The sequence below is a fragment of the Microbulbifer sp. S227A genome (assembly GCF_049800935.1).
This window is the reverse complement of the sequence record NZ_JBNAFZ010000009.1, coordinates 218,924-241,300: the sequence shown is the minus strand read 5'-3', so window position 1 is coordinate 241,300 and position 22,377 is coordinate 218,924. Positions and strand designations below refer to the sequence as shown.

At 57.4% G+C, this 22,377-nt stretch carries 19 protein-coding genes; 2 read left to right on the top strand and 17 right to left on the bottom strand.

Annotated features, from left to right (window positions below; translation table 11 throughout):
* Position 1: 1 nt before the first annotated feature.
* The 5 genes from ACP15R_RS20350 to ACP15R_RS20330 all read right to left on the bottom strand — a co-directional run bounded on the left by ACP15R_RS20350 (position 2) and on the right by ACP15R_RS20330 (position 3,828).
* Positions 2 to 544, bottom strand: a complete 543-nt coding sequence (locus tag ACP15R_RS20350; protein ID WP_224868191.1) for a sorbitol dehydrogenase family protein — start codon at positions 542 to 544, stop codon at positions 2 to 4.
* Between the two features lie 163 nt (positions 545 to 707).
* Complete coding sequence (locus tag ACP15R_RS20345) at positions 708 to 1,232, bottom strand: lipocalin family protein (RefSeq protein WP_224868193.1); 525 nt, start codon at positions 1,230 to 1,232, stop codon at positions 708 to 710.
* Between the two features lie 19 nt (positions 1,233 to 1,251).
* On the bottom strand, positions 1,252 to 1,368 hold the full coding sequence (locus ACP15R_RS20340; protein WP_224868195.1) for a DUF2474 family protein: 117 nt from the start codon (positions 1,366 to 1,368) through the stop codon (positions 1,252 to 1,254).
* Positions 1,368 to 2,372, bottom strand: a complete 1,005-nt coding sequence (gene cydB, locus ACP15R_RS20335) for a cytochrome d ubiquinol oxidase subunit II (protein WP_224868197.1) — start codon at positions 2,370 to 2,372, stop codon at positions 1,368 to 1,370. The genes ACP15R_RS20340 and cydB overlap by 1 nt, the downstream gene beginning before the upstream one ends.
* A complete protein-coding gene (locus ACP15R_RS20330) occupies positions 2,359 to 3,828 on the bottom strand; it encodes a cytochrome ubiquinol oxidase subunit I (RefSeq protein WP_224868199.1) in 1,470 nt (489 codons plus the stop codon). The genes cydB and ACP15R_RS20330 overlap by 14 nt, the downstream gene beginning before the upstream one ends.
* 264 nt (positions 3,829 to 4,092) lie before the next feature.
* Between ACP15R_RS20330 and ACP15R_RS20325 the strand changes: the two genes are divergently transcribed.
* The gene (locus ACP15R_RS20325; protein ID WP_224868201.1) at positions 4,093 to 4,632 is read left to right on the top strand and encodes a fasciclin domain-containing protein; all 540 of its coding nucleotides are present in this window, start codon (positions 4,093 to 4,095) and stop codon (positions 4,630 to 4,632) included.
* Positions 4,633 to 4,713: 81 nt separating this feature from the next.
* Here ACP15R_RS20325 and ACP15R_RS20320 read toward each other — a convergent pair whose 3' ends face one another.
* The 7 genes from ACP15R_RS20320 to glmU all read right to left on the bottom strand — a co-directional run bounded on the left by ACP15R_RS20320 (position 4,714) and on the right by glmU (position 13,111).
* Positions 4,714 to 5,289 carry a cysteine hydrolase family protein gene (locus ACP15R_RS20320; RefSeq protein WP_224868203.1) on the bottom strand — a complete coding sequence of 192 codons (576 nt, stop codon included), beginning with the start codon at positions 5,287 to 5,289 and terminating at the stop codon, positions 4,714 to 4,716.
* 158 nt (positions 5,290 to 5,447) lie between these two features.
* On the bottom strand, positions 5,448 to 7,277 hold the full coding sequence (gene glmS / locus ACP15R_RS20315) for a glutamine--fructose-6-phosphate transaminase (isomerizing) (RefSeq protein ID WP_224868205.1): 1,830 nt from the start codon (positions 7,275 to 7,277) through the stop codon (positions 5,448 to 5,450).
* Positions 7,278 to 7,312: 35 nt separating this feature from the next.
* The gene (locus tag ACP15R_RS20310) at positions 7,313 to 8,074 is read right to left on the bottom strand and encodes a DeoR/GlpR family DNA-binding transcription regulator (protein WP_224868207.1); all 762 of its coding nucleotides are present in this window, start codon (positions 8,072 to 8,074) and stop codon (positions 7,313 to 7,315) included.
* Positions 8,075 to 8,146: 72 nt separating this feature from the next.
* Positions 8,147 to 9,301, bottom strand: a complete 1,155-nt coding sequence (locus ACP15R_RS20305) for a dihydrolipoamide acetyltransferase family protein (protein ID WP_224868209.1) — start codon at positions 9,299 to 9,301, stop codon at positions 8,147 to 8,149.
* A complete protein-coding gene (locus ACP15R_RS20300; RefSeq protein ID WP_224868211.1) occupies positions 9,298 to 10,350 on the bottom strand; it encodes an alpha-ketoacid dehydrogenase subunit beta in 1,053 nt (350 codons plus the stop codon). The genes ACP15R_RS20305 and ACP15R_RS20300 overlap by 4 nt, the downstream gene beginning before the upstream one ends.
* Positions 10,351 to 11,460, bottom strand: a complete 1,110-nt coding sequence (gene pdhA / locus ACP15R_RS20295; RefSeq protein WP_224868213.1) for a pyruvate dehydrogenase (acetyl-transferring) E1 component subunit alpha — start codon at positions 11,458 to 11,460, stop codon at positions 10,351 to 10,353.
* A 289-nt stretch (positions 11,461 to 11,749) separates the two neighbouring features.
* Positions 11,750 to 13,111 (bottom strand): bifunctional UDP-N-acetylglucosamine diphosphorylase/glucosamine-1-phosphate N-acetyltransferase GlmU, encoded by a 1,362-nt coding sequence (gene glmU / locus ACP15R_RS20290; RefSeq protein ID WP_224868215.1) that lies wholly within the window; start codon positions 13,109 to 13,111, stop codon positions 11,750 to 11,752.
* A gap of 342 nt (positions 13,112 to 13,453) precedes the next feature.
* Here glmU and ACP15R_RS20285 point away from each other — a divergent pair, with 342 nt between their 5' ends.
* A complete protein-coding gene (locus tag ACP15R_RS20285; RefSeq protein WP_224868217.1) occupies positions 13,454 to 16,780 on the top strand; it encodes an amidohydrolase family protein in 3,327 nt (1,108 codons plus the stop codon).
* A gap of 70 nt (positions 16,781 to 16,850) precedes the next feature.
* Here ACP15R_RS20285 and ACP15R_RS20280 read toward each other — a convergent pair whose 3' ends face one another.
* The 5 genes from ACP15R_RS20280 to atpG all read right to left on the bottom strand — a co-directional run bounded on the left by ACP15R_RS20280 (position 16,851) and on the right by atpG (position 22,349).
* Positions 16,851 to 18,323: a tetratricopeptide repeat protein gene (locus tag ACP15R_RS20280; RefSeq protein WP_224868219.1), complete on the bottom strand. Its 1,473-nt coding sequence runs from the start codon at positions 18,321 to 18,323 to the stop codon at positions 16,851 to 16,853.
* A gap of 73 nt (positions 18,324 to 18,396) precedes the next feature.
* Positions 18,397 to 19,440, bottom strand: a complete 1,044-nt coding sequence (locus ACP15R_RS20275) for a patatin-like phospholipase family protein (RefSeq protein ID WP_224868221.1) — start codon at positions 19,438 to 19,440, stop codon at positions 18,397 to 18,399.
* 125 nt (positions 19,441 to 19,565) lie between these two features.
* Positions 19,566 to 19,985 (bottom strand): F0F1 ATP synthase subunit epsilon, encoded by a 420-nt coding sequence (locus tag ACP15R_RS20270; RefSeq protein ID WP_010131050.1) that lies wholly within the window; start codon positions 19,983 to 19,985, stop codon positions 19,566 to 19,568.
* A gap of 67 nt (positions 19,986 to 20,052) precedes the next feature.
* Positions 20,053 to 21,450, bottom strand: coding sequence for a F0F1 ATP synthase subunit beta (gene atpD, locus ACP15R_RS20265; protein ID WP_010131051.1), 1,398 nt, complete (start codon positions 21,448 to 21,450; stop codon positions 20,053 to 20,055).
* Between the two features lie 38 nt (positions 21,451 to 21,488).
* Entirely contained in the window at positions 21,489 to 22,349 is an 861-nt protein-coding gene (atpG, locus tag ACP15R_RS20260; protein WP_222230900.1) for a F0F1 ATP synthase subunit gamma, read from the bottom strand.
* Positions 22,350 to 22,377 lie beyond the last annotated feature (28 nt).

Sequence of the window (22,377 nt, the reverse complement as noted above, 5' to 3'; positions counted from 1 at the left end):
CCTAGACCCTCTTGAATTTCAGCTGTGGGGCCCTGGCCCAATCGCCGGGCTTGCCCGTGCAGTAGCTGGGTACGGGGAGAGCATCGGAGGTGAGCCGATACATCAGCGCACGCTCATAGGTGACCAGCGTTTGACCAACGGTACCGAGAAACCAAGCCGCGATAATCAGTTTCGCTACCGGTGAATGGCGTTCAGCTTCACCGGGTTCGTCAGGTATAAGATCGAGCTGCTGTGCGAAGCTTGGGTACTGATCATTCAGCGCTACCAATAAACGCGCCGCCACTCTTCTATCTAATGGGGTATCGATGGGCAGGGGATAAAACAGCTTCTGTGACACGGAAAAGAATTTTTCCAGGCGGTGCAAGGCGCTCTCCGCACTATCCGGCAAGCGATGCGACTGAGAGAAAACCGGTGCCACACTGCCGCCCACAAGGCTGGCACCCAAGACCAGTTGATGCCCGATAAATCTGCGCCTGGCAAGGGAATTCGGTGCTGCGCTCGTCGCTGCCCGCGCTTGCTCATCTTTGCACTTACCAGAGCCCACACCACCCTCTCAGAGTAACTCATCATCCGTTAGTGGCAGTATAGATAAGGCTGGGAGAGCGCCGCCGGAAAGAGCGGTTACCCAGCGTAAATGGCAAAACTAGATCAACGGAACTGTGCGTCGATTATGCCCCGGGACCCACTCCGTCATGGAATAATGAACCTTAAGGTGCCTGCTCGACAAAGATCAGTGAGCGTGTATCAAAGCCGAGGGATTCAGCGCGGTTTATAAAACGCTGCTTAACCGCCTCATCCACAGTCGGCGTGCGAGACAGCAACCAGAGATAGGAACGGCTCGGTCCCGCAACCATTGCGTAGCGATAGTCCTGATCCAGGTCGAAAATGATATAGGACCCGTAGAAGGGGCCGAAGAAGGAGACCTTCAGGTGGCCGACATTGGGCGCGCCGACAAAGTATGCCTTGCCCTCTACCTGCTGCCATTTGCTTTTCTCGGCATCGAACCCCCGATTGACCACTCTGACACCGCCGTTTTCACGCATACTGTACTCGGCAGTCACTCGAGTTAAGCCCCGTTCAAAAGAGTGATCCAGGCGCGCAATTTCATACCATCGCCCGAGGTAAGGATCGAGGGTAAAATTCTCCACCGGTGTAACCCCCTCGGGGATACCGGTGCAGCTTGTGAGAAAAACACTGGCCGCAATGACGAGGCGAGTTAAAAAATTCTTCATAGGGTTTTAAGCACCAATTTTAACTGCCAAGCCACCACCTGAGCACAAGGGAGACACTACCGAGCGCAGCCACACTAGTCGCCCAAATCAGCACCATCCAACCCAACCGCTTCCGCGCGGCTGCTTCAATTTTCATCAATGGTAACCCTCCGTACCTACCTTGCCGCGAAACACCCAGTAAGCCCAGCCGGTATAGGCGAGGATGACCGGGATAATAAACACCGCACCCACCAGCAGAAACAACTGGCTATCTCGTGGCGCAGCCGCCTCCCAAAGCGAAATCGACGGCGGAACCATATTGGGGTAGATACTGATACAGAGCCCGATAAAACCTAAAAGGAACAGAGCCAATGCCATGACAAACGGCAACAGCTCGCGCCCTCTATTCAAACTCCAGAAAAGCACTGCGGTGCAAATAGCCACGAGCAGCGGCACCTGCGCAGTGAGTAATACCTGAGGCATTTCAAACCAGCGTCGCCAGTAGTCGTTGTGCAGAAATGGCGTTGCCACACTCACTGCAATGATCGCAACAACAGTGGCACTCGCCAGCCAGTAGGCAAGGCGATGGGCATGACGCTGGCATCCCCCTTCGGTTTTGCGGATCAACCAGGTCGCACCGAGTAATGCATAACCCACAACGACTGCGATACCAGTAAGCATACTGAACGGGCTCAGCCAGTCCAGCCAACCACCTGAATAAGCGTTATTTTCGACCTCGATACCCTGCAGTATTGCCCCGATGGTAATCCCCTGCGCTAATGCGGCTACGGTCGAACCAACGTTAATCACCAGATCCCATAGCGGCTGATGCCTCGGGTCCCGCCAGCGGAATTCAAACGCAGCCCCACGGAATACCAGCCCCAGTAGCATCGCAATCATCAGCGGATATGTGGCAGGCAAAATAATCGCATAGGCGAGGGGGAATACCGCAAGTAAACCACCGCCTCCCATTACCAACCAGGTCTCATTACCGTCCCAGAAAGGTGCAATCGAGTTAATAGCCTGATCCCGCTCTTGCCCCGGTTCAAGCACCGGGGACAGAATACCGACACCAAGATCGAAGCCATCCAATGCCACGTAGGCGAAAATGGCGAAGCAAATTAGCGCCGCCCAAATCAGTGGCAGATCAAGATGTTCCATCGGCACCTCCCGAGTGATGTGAGGCGGGTGCCTCCAGGCTGGAAGCGGGCGTAATGCCGGCAGCATAGGTCGGCACATTGGGCGGCTCCGTCTCGCCGCGATGTGGAGGGCTCGCCATTAATCGCAGCAGGTAATAAATCCCCATACCAAAAATCGCCGAATAGACCACGATGAAAGCAATCAGGGAAACCGCCACAGCGGGTGCATCGAGGGGCGAAGCGGACTCGGCGGTTTTCATCAGGCCATAAACTGTATATGGCTGACGCCCGACCTCCGTAGTAATCCAACCTGCGATTACCGCAACAAAGCCTGCGGGTCCCATGAAAACCGCAGTGCGATGCAATGCGCGCGACGCGAACAGACGTTTGCGATAGCGCGCTACCAGTGCCCAGATGCCGAGCGCCAACATCGCAAAACCTATCGCTACCATGATACGAAAAGACCAGAATATGGCGGCCACTGGCGGCCATTCTTCGCGCGGGAAGTCCTTCAACCCCGGTAAGGGCGCATTGGGGTCATGCTTCAGAATGAGTGAACCGAGTTTGGGGATTGCCAACGCGTAGCGTACGGTTGCAGCGTCTACATCCGGCACACCAAACAAAACAAGTGGCGCGCCATTGGGACTGGGATCAAAATCACCCTCCATAGCCAGAACCTTTACTGGCTGGTGCTCCAGTGTATTCAATCCGTGAAAGTCACCGACCACGATTTGGATTGGGGTAACAATTACCGCCATCCACATTGCCATTGAGAACATCTTTCGCGCCCCGATATTGGCGCGGTCCTTGAGTAGATGCCAAGCGCCGACACCACCAACCGCAAACGCCGTGGTGAGGTAGGCGGCGATCACCGTGTGTGTCAATCGATACGGGAAGCTCGGATTGAAAATCACATCCCACCAGGAGCTTTCGACAATAAACTGCCCAGCCTCATTCAGGGCGAAGCCCGCTGGTGTCTGCATCCAGGAGTTGACCGACAGGATCCAGAATGCCGAAATGAAAGTTCCCAGTGCTACCATGCACGTAGCAAAGAAGTGCAGTCGTTTCCCGACTTTGGTAATCCCAAACAGCATTACCCCGAGAAATCCTGCCTCGAGGAAAAATGCGGTAATCACCTCGTAACCCATTAAGGGACCAATGATCGGGCCGGCCTTGTGAGAGAATTCAGACCAATTGGTGCCAAACTGATAAGACAGCACAATGCCGGAAACAACACCCATTCCAAAACCAACCGCAAAGATCTTCAGCCAATATCGGTATAAATTGGCATAGACCCCTCGCCCAGTCTTCAACCACAACCCCTCCAGCACCATAAGGTAGCTCGCCAGGCCAATGGAAAATGCGGGGAATATGAAATGGAATGATACGGTGAACGCAAACTGCACTCGCGCCAGAAAGACGGCGTCTAAATGCTCAAACACGGCTGCTCCTTTAAGCAAGGTCTCTATTTCGCTCATTCAAAAGTAGCCGCTACAAGAGGAGTGTCTAGCCAACCAGCCATTCGTGTCATTGCAGAGAAATTGAAAATCAGAATAGACAGGCGGTATTGGCCTGGTGATGTCCAGGTATATTGTGACAACCGATTAGACAGTGCTCCGGATTTGGCGATTTTCGAAGGTCAATTGCCCCGCTGTGGATAGATTAAGTACCACCCTATACTCCTCCACTGTTCCGGCTAACCCCGGTTCGGCTACTTATTTGGCTTTCACGCGGAGGTTTTTATGACGCGCTTTAGCTTTTCACCCGCCAAGCTTATCCTCGCACCCTTTGTACTCGTTGCACTTCTAAGTGCGTCGTCCTATGCAGATGAAGGTAAAACGATCGCGGAGAACGCTGCAAATGCAGAAGCGCTTTCCACCTTAGTTGCCGCAGTTCAAGCCGCTGAATTGGTCGACACACTAAAAGGCGACGGCCCGTTTACGGTATTTGCCCCTACCAACGATGCCTTCGCCGCGCTACCCGCGGGTACCGTGGAAATGTTGCTGAAACCGGAAAACAAGGACAAACTGAAAAAAATCCTCACGTACCATGTCGTCCCCAGCAAAGCCACTGCAGAAATGGTAGTGGGACTCATCAAGCAAGGTGGTGGCCATGCGAAAGTGAAGACGGTGGAAGGTGATGAACTTACCCTGAAAATGATGGGCGACAAAGTCACCGTAACCGATGCAAAAGGCAATACCGTAAACGTTGTTCAGGCAGACATCATGAATTCAAATGGTGTGGTGCATGTGATCGATGGTGTATTGATGCCGAGCAAGTAATCGCTTCGACAAGCAATAACGGTAAACACGAAATCGGCAGCGCAGATAGCGTTGCCGATTTCTTTTATGCTAGATCAAGGTTCAGTCCGGCAAGGTCGACAGAATAGACGCAGTCTCAACAACCTGCGCATACTCCCCGTCCAGATTACTCAAGAAAATCCAGTGCACATCTTCCGCAGAAAATTGCTTGCCATTCAGGGTCTGCAGGGGAAACGCTGCGGTTGCATCCTGCGGTAAATAAACGCGGTAGCCAAGGCCTGCAGCAACACGCACGGTCGCATCCACGGAATTGTTGGTCAGCACACCACAGATAACCAACTCGGTAACCTGTTCACGCTTGAGGTAGGCATCGAGTTCTGAATCGATAAACGCGCAGTTTTCGGATTTGGTCACCACCTTCTCACCCGTCACCGGAGTCACTTCCGACTTAAAGGCAAAGAATGGTGAATCCGCATGGTAAGGGGAATCACTGCTTCTGGAGGCATGGCGCACGTGGACCACGGGTTTGCTCCACTGGCGCCATTGATGTAAAAGTTGCGCGATGCACTGTTCCGCATCCCGGTTGTTTCGTGTACCCACATCGAAGTGATCAATGGCCTGCTGTACGTCAATTATCAGTAAAGCAGGATTGATTGATGCAAAGGACGGTATGTACATAAGAGTGACCTGAAGCAGATATGATTAACGGGATGATAACCCTACCTGTGGATCGCAATGAGGATGGAAAGAAAATATCCGGATAAAGAAAAGCCCGCACAATATTGCGCGGGCTTCTCCCATTTTGGGAACATTTGCACACATACGAAAGGCAATAGCTATTCCACAGTCACCGATTTCGCCAGGTTGCGCGGTTGGTCCACATCGGTGCCTTTCAGCAGCGCCACGTGATAACTCAACAGCTGCAGCGGCACCGTATACAGAATGGGCTGCAGACTTTCCGGTGCATCCGGCACCTCTACCACGGTGAGCCCTTCCTCGCTGTGGAACCCGGCCTCGGGGCTGGCAAAAACGAATAGCTCGCCGCCGCGCGCGCGCACTTCCTGCAGATTGGATTTCAGCTTTTCCAGTAGCTCGTCGTTAGGGGCAACGACGATAACCGGCATATCCGCGTCGACCAGAGCGAGCGGGCCGTGTTTGAGTTCACCGGCGGGGTAAGCCTCGGCGTGGATATAGGAAATTTCCTTGAGCTTGAGTGCGCCCTCCAGGGCGATCGGGTATTCCACACCGCGCCCCAGAAACAACGCGTGATTTTTCTCCGCAAAGGCTTCACTGGTTGCCTTTACCAGCGCGTCCAGCCCGGTAAATTTTTCCATCAGTCTCGGCAACTGGTGCAAAGCACTGATCAGCTGCGCTTCGCGGTCGCCATCCATGCCATTGGCTTTGGCCAATGCGATGCAGAAAATTTGCAGCGCGACCAACTGCGTGGTGAAGGCCTTGGTGGAGGCGACACCGATTTCCGGGCCCGCTTCAGTCATCAGGTGCAACTCGGACTCACGCACCAGTGAGCTGTTCGGCACGTTGCAGATAGTCATGGAGGCGAGATAGCCCAGCTCTTTGGCCTGGCGCAGGGCGGCCAGGGTATCGGCAGTCTCACCCGACTGGGAGATGGTGACAAATAAAGTGCCGGGGCGCACCGCAGTCTTGCGGTAGCGGATTTCGCTGGCCACTTCTACGGAGCAGGGCACACCGGCCCAGTCCTCAATCCAGTAACGCGCAACCAGTCCCGCGTGATAGCTGGTACCGCAGGCAACAATCTGCACCTGTTTTACTTTCGGCAGAATTTCGTTGGCGGCAGTACCCAGTGCCTGAGACAGTACCGAATGCTCGCCGATGCGCCCGGCCATGGTCGCTTCCACCACCTTGGGCTGCTCGAAGATTTCCTTCTGCATATAGTGGCGATAGCGGCCCTTGTCCGCAGCGTCGTGACCGCCTTGCAACTTGTTCACCGGGCGGCTGACTTCTTCACCAGCTTTATCCCAGATCGCAATGGCGTCACGGGTAACCTCGGCCAGGTCGCCCTCTTCGAGGAAAATAAAGCGGTCGGTCACCTGTTGCAGGGCCATGGGGTCGGAGGCAATAAAGTTTTCCTCGATACCGACGCCAATCACCAGTGGGCTACCCAGTCGCGCACAAACCAGGTGCTCGGGCTCCTTGGCCGAGACAACCCCAAGGGCGTAGGCGCCGTGCAGTCTTTTGGTGGCATCAGAAACCGCTTCAAGCAGGTTGCGGCCCTCGCTAGCGAGAGAGTGAATCAGGTGTACCACGACCTCGGTGTCCGTTTCCGACTGGAACTCGTAGCCTTTGGCGAGAAGTTCTTCGCGCAGTTCCTGGTAGTTTTCGATGATGCCGTTGTGCACCAGGGCGAAGTCACCGGATACGTGCGGGTGCGAGTTTTTGTCGGAGGGTACGCCGTGGGTGGCCCAGCGGGTGTGCGCAATACCGAGCTGACCGGAAGTGGGGTTCTCATCCAGCGTAGATTCCAGGTCGGCAACCTTGCCCTGGGTTTTGCGCAGCTGTAATTTGCCGTCGCCGTTCACCAGACACACGCCGGCGGAGTCATAGCCACGGTATTCCAACCGGCGCAGGCCCTCGAGAAGGATACCGGTTACGTTGCGTTGCCCCAGGGCACCTACGATTCCACACATCTTGTTAACCTCTATTATTTATTGCTGTGCGAGCGCTACTTGGCGTCCGCGCAAATCACCCGCAGCCCTCGGCTTTCCAGCTGCGCACAGACCTTGTCTGCAATGCCACTGTCGGTGACCAGGGTGCCGAACATTTCCCAACTCAACTCCAGGTTGGGAATACGGCGCCCGACCTTGCTGGACTCCGCCATCACAATCACCTCGCGCGCGACATCCGCCATCACCCGCGACAGGCCTATCTGTTCGTTGAATGTGCAGGTGCCCCGCTCGAGATCAATGCCATCGGCGCCGATAAAGGCCTGGTCAAAGTCGTAACCGCGCAATACCTGCTCGGCCACCTGCCCCTGGAACGCCTCGAAGTGCGGATCCCAAGTGCCGCCGGTCATCAGCAGGGTGGGCTCGTTTTCCAGCTCACGCAGCTGATTGGCCACGTGCAGGGAGTTGGTCATCACCACCAAACCGCGCTTGTGGTTGAGCTCCGGAATCAAGCCGGTGGTGGTGCGGCCGTAGTCGATCACAATGCGATTGTGATCGCGGATCAATTCTGCGGCGGCGCGGCCGATGGCCCGTTTGGTGTGCGACAGCGTGCCTTCCGTCATCAGTTCACGCGGCAGGGGAATGGCACCACCGTGGCGACGCAACAACAGGCCGCTGTCCTCCATGGCTGCCAAATCCTTTCGGATCGTAACTTCCGATGTTTCGAACTGACGCGCTAAATCTTCGACACTGGCTTCGCCAGCCTCGTTGATCAGGCTCAGAATCTGGTGGCGCCTCTGCTGGGTATTACGTTTCGACATGTTCTCACATCTTTCGTTTCGAAAGAAAAGGATAGCAAAACGAAAGTTAAAATCACAAGGTGATTCTCCCGCCTATTCGCCGGACTCCAGCTGCTCCCGCATTACCTGCAGAAAGCGCGCGAGTTCACCGCCGGTCACCGCACGGTGGTCGGCGGTAATGGACAGCGGCAGCAGCTTGCGCACCCGCGCCTTACCTTTGTGGGGCAACACCGCCTTGTGCGCGCGGCCCGCTCCGACAATGCAGACCAGCGGCGGCACCACCACCGGAGTGGCAAAACGGCCGGCGAGGCTGCCGAAGTTCGATAGATGGATAGTGGCGCCCTGCAGATCTTTCTGTGGAATCCCGCCATCTTCCGCTTGCTGTTTGAAGCGGCTGATCGCTTCCTGCAGATCCTGATGCGAGAGTGCCGCGACATCCTTGAGCACCGGCACATACAGGCCTTTGGATGCATCCACCGCGAGCCCCACGTTGACCGGGGTCTGCGGTTGCAAGGCGTCGTTTACGAAGTGGGCATTGAGGTTCGGCTCTGCCGAAGCCGCTTCGGCCATGGCCCGCAGCAGGCGCATGGTCGCATTGGAGCCTTTGGGCCAGCGCGAGATGTCCACCTCATCGCACAGGGTCATGGGGCAGACCTGGTCGCGGCTCTGTGCCATTACCATGGCCATGGCGCGGCGCGCAGGTTCTGCGACGGCGGCCGCGACTTTTGTCGCAACGGCAGCGGCATCGGATTGCGGCAGTGCGTGTTCCCGTGTCGGCGCCACTGCCCCAGCGGCGGCAGCGCGCACTTCGATTTCAGTGAAACGGGAACCGGCGGGATGAAGCCTGGAAAGATCCACACCCAGTTGCCGCGCCAGCGCGCGCACCGCCGGCGTGGCACTGCGTGGGCGGTTAGAGGGACGCCGATGTTCGCGCGCCAGGGCCTGCCCCCCGGCTTCGATTTTGCCGACAACCGTGCCAGTATCGGGCGTTTTCTCCACCGTTTGCGCTATTTTGTCCTGTTTAAAGCCGATCAGCGGTTGGCCTGTGTTCAGGGTTTGGCCCTCGGCGACAAAGCACTTTTCCACCACGCCGGCGTATGGCGATGGCACCTCCACCAGGGCCTTGGCGGTCTCCACTGTGACCAAAGGCTGATCTGCACCAACCCTGTCGCCCTCCCTAACCAGCCACTCGCGGATAGTGGCATCTGGCAGGCCCTCGCCCAGATCGGGCAGCATGAAGATCTTCATGGCTGCGTCGCTCCGCCATTCAACGCGCTCTCACTTCTGGAGGAACTCGGGCCGGAGCGCGAATACTCCAGTGCATTGTGGGCCCCGGCGAGTATGCGCTCGACGCCGGGCAAATACGCGCCTTCCAGCTGGTAGTAGGGCATTACCGTGTCGTAGCCGGTAACGCGCTGCACCGGGGCATCCAGCACATCGAAGGCGTACTCCTGGATCTGCGCGGCAATCTCGGCACCAAGACCACCAAAACGCGCGGCTTCGTGTACCACCACGCAGCGCCGGGTTTTCTCCAGGGAATCGATAATCGTGTGGATATCCAGCGGCTTGAGCGTAGCGGGGTCGATCACTTCCGCCTCAATGCCACCGGCAGACAGTTGCTCCGCCGCCTCGAGGGTTTCCTTAACGCTGGCACCCCAGGCAACCAGCGTCAGGTCATGACCTTCCCGCAGTACAAACGCACGATCCAGCGGCAGAGCTTCGCCGTCGTCCGGTACCGGTTGTTTGGCGGCGCGGTAAATGCGCTTCGGTTCCAGGAACAAAACGGGGTCTGGGTCGCGAATGGACGCCAGCAGCAGACCGTAGGCACGCGCCGGCGAGGAGGGCACCACCACGCGCAGACCGGGAATATGCGCAAAGATTGCCTCGGTGCTTTCACTGTGGTGTTCCGGTGCGTGAATGCCACCGCCATACGGTGCGCGGTATACGATGGGACAACTGAGCCGACCGCGAGTGCGGTTGCGCATACGCGCGGCGTGACTGAGGATGTGGTCGAGGCCTGGGTAGATAAACCCCATAAACTGGAATTCGGCCACCGGGCGCAGCCCCTGCGTGGCCATGCCCACGGCGACGCCGGCGATCATGGTTTCGGCGAGTGGTGTATCCAGTACGCGCGCCGCGCCGAAACGCTCCTGCAATCCGTCGGTTGCGCGGAATACGCCGCCGTTCGCACCGATATCCTGCCCAAACACCACAACTTCCGGATTGATTGCCAGTTCGAATGCCAGCGCCTGGGTGACTGCTTCCACCAGGGTGATCGTTTTTTCCTGCTCTCCCATTTAAGCGTCGGCCCCCTGTTGCTGTTCATCGCGCAACTGGTCGTACTGCTCGTAGAGGCCCTCCGGTAACTGCGCATACAGGTGATCAAACATGGCGGTAACCGGCTCGGGTACCCGCGCGTGCCAGTTGCCGAGTGCCGCCTCCATGGTTGCGGCCAACTCACGATCGAGGTCCTGCTGTTTGGCATCACTCCACAAACCCTGTTCACGTAGGTGGCGATCCAGACGCTGGATCGGCTCCCACTGCCAGGCTTGCTCCAGCGCCTCGGCACTGCGATAGCGGCTGGCGTCATCCGCGGTGGTGTGATCGCACAGGCGATAGGAAATCGCCTCGATCAGCGCGGGGCCCTCACCACTGCGCGCCCGTTGCAGCGCGTCCCGCACCGCCCAGGCCACCGCGACAATATCGTTGCCATCGACCTGCAGCGCGGGAATCCCCGCAGCAACGGCTTTTTGCGCGATTGTCTGCGTGGCCGTCTGGCCGTGGCGCGGCACCGAGATGGCCCACTGATTGTTGTTCACCACAAACACCACCGGCAGCTTCCATACCCCGGCGAGATTCATTGCTTCGTAAAAGTCGCCTTTAGAAGTCGCACCCTCGCCACTGCTGGCGACGGCTGCCTGCAACGGCGCGCCTTCCTGTTGATGCCGCTGCTTCAGGGCAAAGGCGACACCCACTGCGTGCAGCATTTGGGTAGCAATGGGAATACAGATGGGCAGGTCGTTGGGGGAATGCTGGAAGTTCTGCCCGCGTTCATCCCCCCCCCAGATGGCGAGAATTTCTTCGATAGTGACGCCGCGCTCCAGTAGCGCGCCGGTTTCGCGGTAGTAGGGACAATAGACATCATCGGCATCCAGGGCATTGCCGGTAGCGATGCCGATGGCTTCCTGACCAAGGGTGGAAGGGTAGGTGCCGAGGCGGCCGGTGCGCTGCAGTTTTACCGCACGATCATCCACCAGCCGGGCCAGCTGCATTTGCCGATAACAGTGGGTGAGCCAGTCCGGTGTGGCAAATTCAGGTAGCGGCTGTGTTGCCTTGCCTTGGTTATCCAGATACTGGAGATGGGCAATATCGAAGGAAGCTTGCAGTTGCAGGCGGGGTTTGTGCATCGGCGCGGTCCCTGGGTTCCGATGCTTGTAGTGTAGTTGGAGGTTACGGGGTTCGATTTTTCACAGCCCCAGTGATCCGCCTTCAATTCGACTTGTGCACTTCACAACCGAACCAGCTAACGAAGCGAAAAGCTCTCACGCTAAGACCAAGTATCCGGTAGTCATTTTTGAAAGCGTCGGCGACAGGGACGTCGCCGTCGCAGCGCCCAGGGATGGGTTCATAGCGGTTTCAAAAATGACTACCGGATGCTTGGACGCCACTTAGGCAAATAAAGCTTCTAATGAAAGATCAGGACTTCTTGGTGGGCCGCTGCCAGCCACCAATATTTCGCTGCTTGCCACGGGCCACAGCCAGTTCGTCAGCACTCACTTCACGGGTAATTGTTGATCCGGCGCCGATGGTCGCACCAGAGCCGATGGTTACCGGCGCCACCAGCGCCGAATTGGAACCGATAAAGGCGCCATCGCCAATAATGGTTTTGGATTTGTTTACGCCGTCGTAATTACAAGTGATGGTGCCGGCGCCGATATTCACGCCCTCTCCGACTTCCGCATCGCCGACATAAGACAGGTGATTCACCTTGCTGCCAAGGCCGATCTTGGCTTTTTTGGTTTCAACGAAATTGCCGACTTTTGCTCCGTTAGCCAACTCGGTCCCTGGGCGCAGACGCGCGAAGGGACCAATGGTACAGGCTTCACCGACATTGGCATCTTCAATTATCGAATTGGCCTCCAGCACTGTGCCCGCCGCCAACTGGCAGTTTTTCAGCAAACAATTGGCTCCGATCTTTACGCCATCACCGAGAGTGACCTCTCCTTCGAACACGCAGTTGATGTCGATGCAAACGTCTGCGCCGCAAGAAAGAGTACCGCGTACATCGAGACGCGCAGGATCAAGCAGGGTGACGCCGGCGGCCATCAGGCCTTCGGCATTTTCTGCCTGCAGCGCACGCTCCAGTTCCGCCTGCTGGGCACGGCTGTTTACGCCGGCGACCTCGTTGGGGTCATCGGCGATCACACCGGTGACGGCGATGTTCTCGCTCACGGAGCGCGCGATCACGTCGGTTAGGTAGTACTCACTCTGGGCATTATTGTTGGAGAGTTCCGGTAGCCACTGGGCCAGCAGGTCAGCGGGGGCCGCGAGAATGCCGGTGTTGATTTCGGTAATTTTGAGGGTGTCGGCGTCGGCATCTTTCTGCTCGACAATCGCCTGCACCGCACCGGACCCGTCGCGCACGATACGCCCATAACCACTTGGGTCATCCATCACCACCGATAGCAGCGCAGGCCCGGAAGCAGAAGCCTCGAGCAGGCTTTGCAGCGTCGCGGTTTTTACCAGCGGCACATCGCCGTAGAGCACCAGTACCGTCGCACCCTTGCGAAAGTTCGGAATCGCTTGGGCAACGGCGTGGCCGGTTCCCAGCTGTTCGGTCTGCTCGACAAACTGCACACCACTATCGGCGCAACGCTCACGCACCAGATCCGCACCGTGACCAATAACCACGGTAATACCAACGTCACCGAGCCCCTTGGCCGCATTGATCACCCGCTCCAGCATCGGCACGCCACCAATGGGGTGCAGAACCTTGGGAAGGTTGGAGCGCATGCGGGTGCCTTTGCCCGCGGCGAGGATGACAACGTCGATAGCCATGAGGATCCTTGGAGAATTAGCAACAGAAGAAAGTGTGATCGAGCACCCTTCTTTATAGATAGATACCAATCAATTTTGCTGGGTGCGGATTGTTACGGCTCAGGTCCATGACCGCAAGTGGTCCGTTGTACCTGGTCGGCAGCGGTGCCCTGGAGCGTGGCAATCAGATTGCGCAGACAAAAATTCGGTCAAGCGTAAATATACCGAGTTTTATCCCATTCGGTGTCGATGCGTTGTTTTTTACCGACGTTGCGGTAATTTTTCCGTCAGCAAATTCCTGAAGCGCGATCCTGTTTAGGTATAGCGCGAAACAAGACCACTCCAGTAACCCGGGAGCCCCGAATGATAAAAACCAAAGTCCGCCAGCTGGCACGCCTGATCGGCGGCGCCAGTCTCGCCCTGACCCTACCGCTGGCCGCCGCCGCAGAAGAGGCAAAGAAGGAAGCCGAAAAGTGGGACGTGAACAAACCGCCCTACGAGTTCAAAACCATTCCGCTGGATACCCGCGAAACCACGTGGAGCAACCTGGATATCAGCCCAGACGGCAAAACCATCTTGTTCGATATGCTGGGTGATATCTATGAGATGCCGATCGATGGCGGCAAGGCCACCTCGATCACCAATGAGATTGCCTGGAATACCCAGCCGCGCTTCAGCCCGGACGGCAAATCGATCGTCTTCGTGAGTGACCGCGACGGTGCGGACAACGTGTGGATCATGGATCGCACTGGCGACAATCTGCGTCAGCTCACCACCGAGCGCGAGAATCTGGTGCACGCGCCGAGCTTCAGCCCGGACGGGCAATACCTGGTGGCGCGTAAAGGTTTTATGAGCGGCCGCAGTATCCCCGCCGGTGAGATCTGGATGTACCACTATGGCGGTGGTGAAGGGCGCCAGATCAAGGCGCGTCTTGGCGGAGATAACGCGCAGAAGAACATTTCCGATGCGGTGTTCTCTCCGGACGGTCGTTACATCTATTACACCATCGACACCACGCCGGGCACCGTGTGGGAGTACAACAAGAACTCCACCAAACAGATCTTTGCCATCAACCGCTATGACCTGAATGACGGCAAGGACGAGACCTTTGTATCCGGCCCCGGCGGCTCTATCTCCCCCATGCCTTCCCCGGACGGTAAAAAACTGGCCTTCGTGCGCCGTCAGGACTTCAATACCGCGTTGTTCGTGAAAGACCTGAGCACCGGTCTGGAGACACCGATCTACTCCGAACTGGAGCGCGATCTACAGGAAACCTTCGGCTCTCACGGCAACTACGTACAGTACGACTGGATGCCCGACGGAAAGTCCCTGGTGGTGTGGAGCAAGGGCAAGTTCCTGCGCATCGCCGCCGACGGCAGCAGCCTGCAGAGCGGCGCACGCGAAATCGTGGCGCACATCCAAACCGACAAGCAGGTCGCCGATGCGGTGCGCTTCCCGGTCGATGTGGCGCCGGATGCGTTCGATGTGAAGATGATTCGCTGGGCGCAGAAGTCTCCGGATGGCAAGCAGATCGCCTTCCAGGCACTGGGTAAAATTTACGTTCAGGAGGTGAAAAGTGGTGAACGTCGCCGATTGACCCGCCAGGATGAGCACTTTGAGTTCTATCCGAGCTGGTCCCGCGACGGCAAGCAAATCACCTACGTGTCCTGGGACGACGAAAAGCTGGGCCAGGTACGTGTGGTATCCGCGCGCAGCGGCCGTGGCAAGAACATCACCCAGGAACCGGGCCTGTATGTGGAGCCGAGCTTCTCCCCGGATGGTGAACAGGTAACCTTCCGCCGCTTTACCGGTGGCTACCTGCTGAGCCCCGAATACTCCCTCGAGCCGGGAATTTACCTCGCCGACGCCGATGGCGATTGGCAGCGCCGTATCGCCAAGTCCGGTTACGAGCCGCACTTTGGTGCCGACGGTGAGCGCATTTACTTCTCCGAGTACATTTACGGCAACGGTGGCAAGCGTGTCTTCAAGAGTGTCGACACCAACGGAAAGGACGAGCGTGAACATCTGCACGGCGCAGAAATCACCTCCTTCCGCCTGTCACCGGACGGTCGCTGGGTGGCGTTTACCCAGGACTTCAAGGCATTTGCCGCCCCGTTTATGCACACTGGCAAATCTGAATCCATTGGCCCCAAGGCCAGTGCGGTCAAGGTCACCCAGGTATCCAAGCGCGCCGGTGAGAACCTCCACTGGTCCGCCGACAGCAACACCCTGGGCTGGGCCCACGGCCCGAAACTGTACGAGCGCGAACTCAAAGACGCCTTTGGCTTTGTCGCCGGTGCGCCAGAGCAGCTACCTGAGCCCGTTAGCGATGGGACCGACCTGAGCTTCGAGAAGCCGTTTGCCAACAGCGGCAAACTGGTGGCACTCACCGGTGGCACCGTGGTCACCATGCGCGATTCCGAGCAGACTCAGGAAGTGATTGAAAACGGTGTGGTGCTGTTCCGCGGCAATCGTATTGTCGCAGTGGGCGCAACCAGTGAGGTGGAAATCCCGGTGGGCACCCAGCGTATCGATGTGACCGGCAAAACCGTACTGCCGGGGCTGATTGATGCCCACGCCCACGGCGCCCAGGGACGTGAGGAAATCATCCCGCAGCAGAACTGGAACCTGTATTCCAGCCTGGCGTTTGGCGTGACCACCATTCACGACCCCTCCAACGACAGCAGTGAGATCTTCTCCGCTGCGGAAATGCAGAAGGCCGGCATCATCAACGGCCCGCGCATTTACTCCACCGGCACCATCCTTTACGGCGCCAAGGGCCCCGGCTACAAAGCCAAGATCAACAGCCTGGAAGATGCGGAATTCCATGTTGAGCGTCTCAAGGACATGGGCGCAATTTCCGTGAAGAGCTACAACCAGCCGCGGCGCGAGCAGCGCCAGCAGGTGCTGGAAGCGGGCCGTAAACACGGCATCATGGTGGTGCCGGAAGGTGGCGGCAAGTACCAGCACAATATGAATATGATTGTGGACGGCCATACCGGTGTTGAGCACTCACTGCCGATCGCCAATATCTATTCCGATGTGCAGCAGCTGTGGAGCCAGACACAGGTGGGTTACACGCCGACCTTCGTGGTGGCCTACGGCGGCCTGACCGGCGAATACTACTGGTACGATCACACCGAGGTTTGGAAAAACGAGCGCCTGACGCGCTTCACTCCGGACTTTATCGTCAACCCGCGCTCTATCCGTCGCGAGCGCGCGCCGGATCACCATTACAACCACTTCAATGTGGCCAGCCACGCCAAGCAGCTACGCGATCAGGGCGTTACCGTGCATATCGGTGCCCACGGTCAGCGCGAGGGTCTCGGTGCCCACTGGGAAATGTGGATGATGGAGCAGGGCGGTTTTACCCCGTGGGAAGCGCTTCGTTCCGGCACCATGGACGGCGCCCGCTATCTGGGTATGGATAAGGACCTGGGCAGCCTGGAGCCGGGCAAGCTGGCGGACATCATCGTGGTGGACGGCAACCCACTGGAAAACCTGCGCCTGTCCGAGAACATCAAATACACCGTGATCAACGGCAAGGTATTCGATGCAGCCACCATGAACGAAGTGGACGGCGGCCAGCGTCTGGCGTTCTTCCATGAGCGTCTGCCGGTCAGCGCCATGCCGACCCCGACCGCGGAAGCGATCCAGGAGAAGCAGGAGCGACATCACTGGGTGCACTGATTTCCCATTACCCATAACAAAAAAGCCCGCGAAATCTCGCGGGCTTTTTCGTTTTTGGGAAACCAGTTTTTCAGTGGCCGAGCTCGAGTAATTTCTGCGCTCTGGCACGCAAGTCTTGCGAATGGCTCCAAGCCACAACACGCTCCAGATATTCCCGGGCCAGTCCAGCTTCACCCAAGTGCGACAGGTAAAAGCCGATTGCCGCATTCAGGTTCAGGTGATTGGGCTGCTGGTGATGAGCGCTCAGCATAATTTGCAACGCCGATTCGCTTTCTCCCTTTAATTGATACACCACCCACAAGGTACGGTAGCCCGGCAAGTAGTCGGGCCCGGCTTGTATCGCGAGCTTGCCGTACTTTTCTGCCTGCGCGTAATCGCCCTCATCCCACTTGCGGATTTGACTGGGTGCATGCAAACGCAGCAAATAGTAACGCGCAAGGTTTGCCGCGGTGAGGTGGCTGACAAGGCCGTAGTCACCAATATCCTGCAGCATTTTCTCGCCGAATTTAAAGTTGCCTTTCTCAGCCTCGATCACCGCCATAGCAGTCAGATTCTCGGGCCAGCCGAGTCCCTGCTCTTCGCTTTGTTGCAGGTAATCCATCGCCAGTAAGGACTTTTGCAAATCGAGCGCTTGATTGGCCAGCAGGAACAAGCGCTCGTTTTCATCTAACGCGCGACGGGGGATGGAGTAGGAATATTCCGGTATATCCAGGCTGTAGCGATGAATGTCATCGCGCATATAGGCGAGCATTTCGCGCTGTATTGCGGCAATCGGCTTACCGAAATACTCGGTAAAGCTGGCAACCGGGTCGTCGCCGGCAGCAGCGGCGCGCAGGTAATTTTCGGTAGCGGTGCGATAGTCCGGGTGGCCGGCATTGTGGCCCAGCTGCAGGTAATGGGTCAGCAACCAGGCACTGGCATAGTAATTATTCCAGTAACGGCTGCTGTCGCGGCCATTTGCTGCCGCGAGTGATGGTGGCGATAGTAGCTGCTCAATCGTTAGTGGTGTGTCTTTGGCCCAGGCGCTTAACCGCCATTCCGGCAACCCGCCCACCAGCACCGTGTTTTTGCGCAATTCCGCGCTCGCCAGCAGTTCGGCGAAGCCTTCCGCGTACCAGCGCGGGTAGGTCATGGCACTGTGTTCGCGCATCAGGTGGTGCACGTACTCATGGAATATGAGTCCAGAACCGGTAATCCCATGATCACCGTCGCGGGAAAAGATTACCGGGCCTTGCCAGGTCTCCCGGTAAAACCCGGCAATTTTTTGATCGCCAGAGAACTTCTGAAATTCGGTTGAGTTGCGGAAATGGAACACCCGAAGTTTTGCGTTTTCGGGAACTTCTTCAAGGCCGGTAAAGGAGAGCGCAGTGCGGCGGAAGCGCTCCAGGTCGCGCATCAACTTGTTGACGCGCTGCTCGGAAACGTCGGAATACACGGTGAAGTTTTCCGACTGGTATTCATGCCACTCCGCAGCAGTTATGCGAGGACTAAGCAGCACCAAGGTAAGCAGGGCGCTAATACGCAAGTATTTCGTCACAGACATCTATTACCTCTGCATACCCCATTTCACAGGACGCTAGCCCAGCGCGGACATTACTGTCATCCAGCCATTGAGCCTAAGAACCGACGACAGTTTGCTCACAATCCTGGCGCACCGTGTCCTCGATCCAGGTGCGCAGGCGCAGAACTTCTTGTTCGCCGAGTTCAATCGCCTCGCCAGCACGCGCGTATTCGTTGCCGCCGATCTCGCCCACCTTGGGCCTGATCAGCACATCCGGTGGCGCACCCATCATGCGGGTGCGCTTGTGGCGGCGCTCGAGGATCTCCATGGCCCGTCGCATAGTATCGAACATGCCCGGGGGGCTCGCTTTGCCTTCGCGACTTCCGCGAAAGTGATTCAACTGTTCGCGCCCCTGTTCCACGAGCCGCGACAACCCTTCGGTAAAGCTACTCTCCTGTTCGCCGCCACCGGATTCACGTTGCTCAATTTCTTCACTTTCCGCCTCCAGTAGGAGCTCATCGGCGTCAGGCGACGCGGCGCTAATCACACTGCGGACTTCGCCGTGCTCGCGGTCCATTAACGGCGCCGCATCTTCGGTAACGTCGACGGCAATCACGGTGGTGGCGCCCATGGCGCGACACACATCCACCGGCACCGGGTTGGACACGGCGCCATCCACCAGCCAGCGACCTGAGAGATCCTTGGCGGATAGCAGGCCCGGAATCGAGCAGGATGCACTTACCGCCTCCTGCAGGTTGCCCTGTTGCAGCCAGATTTCCTGTCCGCTGTGCAGATCGGTGGCGATGGCGGTAAATGGAACCGGCAGCTCCTCAATCTGCTTGTATTCCACCTCTTCGAAAAAGGTGCGAAATGGCTTGATACCACCGATGACCCCACCACTCAGCGTCCAGTTGATATCCAGTAGCGAGAGTACCTTCCAGTTGTCCAGCAGACGCGCCCACTCTTCGAGACGATCCAGGTGCCCGGCGGAATAGGCCGCACCGACAAATGCACCCATGGAGGTGCCGGCAATCACATCCGGGCGTATGCCCATTTCTTGCAGTGCACGCAGCACGCCGATATGTGCGAATCCTTTTGCTGCGCCGCTGCCAAGAGCAAGGCCAATACGCGGAGCACCGTTTTTCGTTCCATTTACCATGTGGATTCCAATTCCGGCAGTTAACTGGATAAATAATGACGCGGCTTGAGCGGGATTGAAATGACAGGCACAAAAAAAGCAGCCGAAGCTGCTTTTTCAGACCTGCTGTAGGAAGCAGATGCGCGTTACTTGCCGGCGGCCTTGCGGATCGCCTGCAGGGTGCGCAGACGAGCTTCGGCTTCGGCGAGTTGCGCGGAAACGCGGGCGTAGTCGATATCCGCCGGGGCGCTGCGCAGGGCGTGTTCCGCCTCTTCGCGTGCCTTTTTGGCTGCATCTTCGTCGATATCGCGCTCGGCGATGTCGGCCAGGATGGTTACCATGTTAGGCTGGATTTCGGCATAGCCACCGCTCAGGAACAGCACCTCTTCATCACCATTGTCTTTGATGATGCGTACCGGGCCGGGCTTGAGGTGGGTGAGCAGCTGCGCGTGACCGTAGGAGATACCGAGCTCCCCTTCGACGCCGCTGACAATCACCATCTTCACCAGACCCGAGAAGAGGGATTCCTCTGCGCTAACAATGTCGCAATGTACAGTCATAGCCATAAGGCTACCTCATTCTCAGCTGTTTGCCTTGAAAGGCCCGGCGTAAACCGGGCCTCACGCGCGTGCCTTACTTCTTGTTGGCTTTCTCGACGGCTTCGTCGATGGTGCCGACCATGTAGAAGGCCTGCTCTGGCATATCATCGTATTCGCCGTTCAGGATGCCCTGGAAACCACGGATGGTTTCTTTCAGGGAAACGTATTTGCCCGGCGCACCGGTAAATACTTCCGCTACGTGGAACGGCTGGGACAGGAAGCGTTCGATCTTACGCGCACGCGCTACGATCTGCTTGTCTTCCTCGGACAGTTCGTCCATACCCAGGATCGCGATGATGTCCTTCAGCTCTTTGTAGCGCTGCAGTACAGACTGTACGCCACGGGCTACAGAGTAGTGCTCCTCACCAATCACCTGCGGATCCAGCTGACGGGAAGTGGAGTCGAGCGGGTCAACAGCCGGGTAGATACCCTTGGCGGCGATGTCACGGCTCAGTACTACGGTGGAGTCCAAGTGGGCGAAGGTGGTCGCCGGAGACGGGTCGGTCAAGTCATCCGCCGGTACGTATACCGCCTGGATGGAGGTGATGGAGCCAGTCTTGGTGGAGGTAATACGCTCCTGCAGCACGCCCATCTCTTCCGCCAGAGTCGGCTGGTAACCTACCGCAGACGGCATACGGCCGAGCAGTGCGGATACTTCGGTACCGGCCAGGGTGTAACGGTAGATGTTGTCTACGAACAACAGTACGTCACGACCTTCGTCACGGAATTTCTCGGCCATAGTCAGGCCGGTCAGGGCTACACGCAGACGGTTACCGGGCGGCTCATTCATCTGGCCGTAAACCATCGCTACCTTGGACTTGGCAAACTCTTCGACGTTAACAACGCCAGCTTCCTGCATCTCGTGGTAGAAGTCGTTACCTTCACGAGTACGCTCACCTACACCCGCGAACACGGACAGACCGCTGTGCTCGGTGGCGATGTTGTTGATGAGCTCCATCATGTTTACGGTTTTACCTACACCGGCACCACCGAACAGACCAACTTTACCACCCTTGGCGAACGGACATACCAGGTCGATTACCTTGATGCCGGTTTCCAGCAGTTCGGTGGAGCTGGACTGCTCTTCGTAGGTTGGTGCGGCGCGGTGGATAGAGGAACGCTCTTTCTCACCGATAGGGCCACATTCGTCAATTGGGTTACCCAGTACATCCATGATACGACCCAGGGTCTCGGTACCTACCGGTACAGAAACCGGCGCGCCAGTGTTCTTTACTGGCAGACCGCGGGAGATACCCTCGGAAGAACCCATGGCGATAGCACGTACAATGCCGTCGCCCAGCTGCTGCTGCACTTCCATGGTGAGGTCTTTACCCTCAACCACAAGTGCATCGTATACATTCGGTACGGCGTCGCGCGGGAATTCCACGTCGATGACCGCGCCGATAACTTGCACAATTTGCCCGTTACTCATTTCCCGATCCTCAAAGTTCAAATCTTTCGGCGGTCGAATTAGACCGCTGCGGCGCCGCCAACAATCTCAGACAGCTCTTGGGTAATCGCTGCCTGGCGCGCCTTGTTGTAAACCAGCTGCAGTGCGTCGATCAGCTCACCGGCGTTATCGGTGGCGCTCTTCATCGCAATCATACGTGCAGCCTGTTCACAGGCCTTGTTTTCAACTACTGCCTGATACACCTGAGACTCGATGTAGCGAGACAACAGTCCGTCGAGAATCTCGACAGGCTCTGGCTCGTACAGGTAATCCCATTCGTGCTGCAGTTGTTCATCTTCGTCTTTCTTCAACGGAAGCAGCTGGTTGATCTGCGGCTTCTGGGTCATGGTGTTCACGAATTCGTTGGACACCAGGAAGAGACGGTCGATCTCGCCACTGGCGAAACGATCGAGCATCACTTTCACAGAACCGATCAGTTGCTTGGCCTGAGGCTGGTCGCCCAGGTCGCGCACTGCTGCTACGACGTTGCCGCCGATGCTGTTGAAAAAGCCGGCCGCCTTGTTGCCGATCGCGCAGATGTCTACGCCTACACCCTGTTTGTCCCAGGTGTGCATATCACGGATCGCTGCCTTGAACACGTTGATGTTCAGACCACCACAGAGACCGCGGTCGGTGGATACCAGAATGTAACCCACACGCTTTACTTCGCGCTCTTGTAGGTAGATGTGCTGGTATTCCGCGTTGGCGTTGGCAATGTGGCCAATCACCGCGCGAATGCGGCTTGCGTAAGGGCGCCCCAGTGCCATGCGATCTTGAGCTTTACGCATCTTGCTCGCCGCAACCATTTCCATGGCCGAGGTGATTTTCTGCGTGCTCTTGATGCTGGCAATTTTTGTGCGTACTTCTTTTCCGCCTGCCATAGTGCTTTACCTTGTTCGCTCGCGTTGT

Bases quoted from the DNA above. Each gene is read 5' to 3' on its own strand.
- ACP15R_RS20320 (WP_224868203.1), bottom strand. From the start codon at position 5,289: ATGTACATACCGTCCTTTGCATCAATCAATCCTGCTTTACTGATAATT.
- glmU (WP_224868215.1), bottom strand. From the start codon at position 13,111: ATGGCTATCGACGTTGTCATCCTCGCCGCGGGCAAAGGCACCCGCATG.
- atpG (WP_222230900.1), bottom strand. From the start codon at position 22,349: ATGGCAGGCGGAAAAGAAGTACGCACAAAAATTGCCAGCATCAAGAGC.
- atpD (WP_010131051.1), bottom strand. From the start codon at position 21,450: ATGAGTAACGGGCAAATTGTGCAAGTTATCGGCGCGGTCATCGACGTG.
- ACP15R_RS20325 (WP_224868201.1), top strand. From the start codon at position 4,093: ATGACGCGCTTTAGCTTTTCACCCGCCAAGCTTATCCTCGCACCCTTT.
- ACP15R_RS20280 (WP_224868219.1), bottom strand. From the start codon at position 18,323: ATGTCTGTGACGAAATACTTGCGTATTAGCGCCCTGCTTACCTTGGTG.
- glmS (WP_224868205.1), bottom strand. From the start codon at position 7,277: ATGTGTGGAATCGTAGGTGCCCTGGGGCAACGCAACGTAACCGGTATC.
- ACP15R_RS20300 (WP_224868211.1), bottom strand. From the start codon at position 10,350: ATGGGAGAGCAGGAAAAAACGATCACCCTGGTGGAAGCAGTCACCCAG.
- ACP15R_RS20285 (WP_224868217.1), top strand. From the start codon at position 13,454: ATGATAAAAACCAAAGTCCGCCAGCTGGCACGCCTGATCGGCGGCGCC.
- ACP15R_RS20270 (WP_010131050.1), bottom strand. From the start codon at position 19,985: ATGGCTATGACTGTACATTGCGACATTGTTAGCGCAGAGGAATCCCTC.
- ACP15R_RS20345 (WP_224868193.1), bottom strand. From the start codon at position 1,232: ATGAAGAATTTTTTAACTCGCCTCGTCATTGCGGCCAGTGTTTTTCTC.
- pdhA (WP_224868213.1), bottom strand. From the start codon at position 11,460: ATGCACAAACCCCGCCTGCAACTGCAAGCTTCCTTCGATATTGCCCAT.
- ACP15R_RS20330 (WP_224868199.1), bottom strand. From the start codon at position 3,828: ATGAGCGAAATAGAGACCTTGCTTAAAGGAGCAGCCGTGTTTGAGCAT.
- ACP15R_RS20310 (WP_224868207.1), bottom strand. From the start codon at position 8,074: ATGTCGAAACGTAATACCCAGCAGAGGCGCCACCAGATTCTGAGCCTG.
- ACP15R_RS20340 (WP_224868195.1), bottom strand. From the start codon at position 1,368: ATGAAAATTGAAGCAGCCGCGCGGAAGCGGTTGGGTTGGATGGTGCTG.
- ACP15R_RS20305 (WP_224868209.1), bottom strand. From the start codon at position 9,301: ATGAAGATCTTCATGCTGCCCGATCTGGGCGAGGGCCTGCCAGATGCC.
- cydB (WP_224868197.1), bottom strand. From the start codon at position 2,372: ATGGAACATCTTGATCTGCCACTGATTTGGGCGGCGCTAATTTGCTTC.
- ACP15R_RS20275 (WP_224868221.1), bottom strand. From the start codon at position 19,440: ATGGTAAATGGAACGAAAAACGGTGCTCCGCGTATTGGCCTTGCTCTT.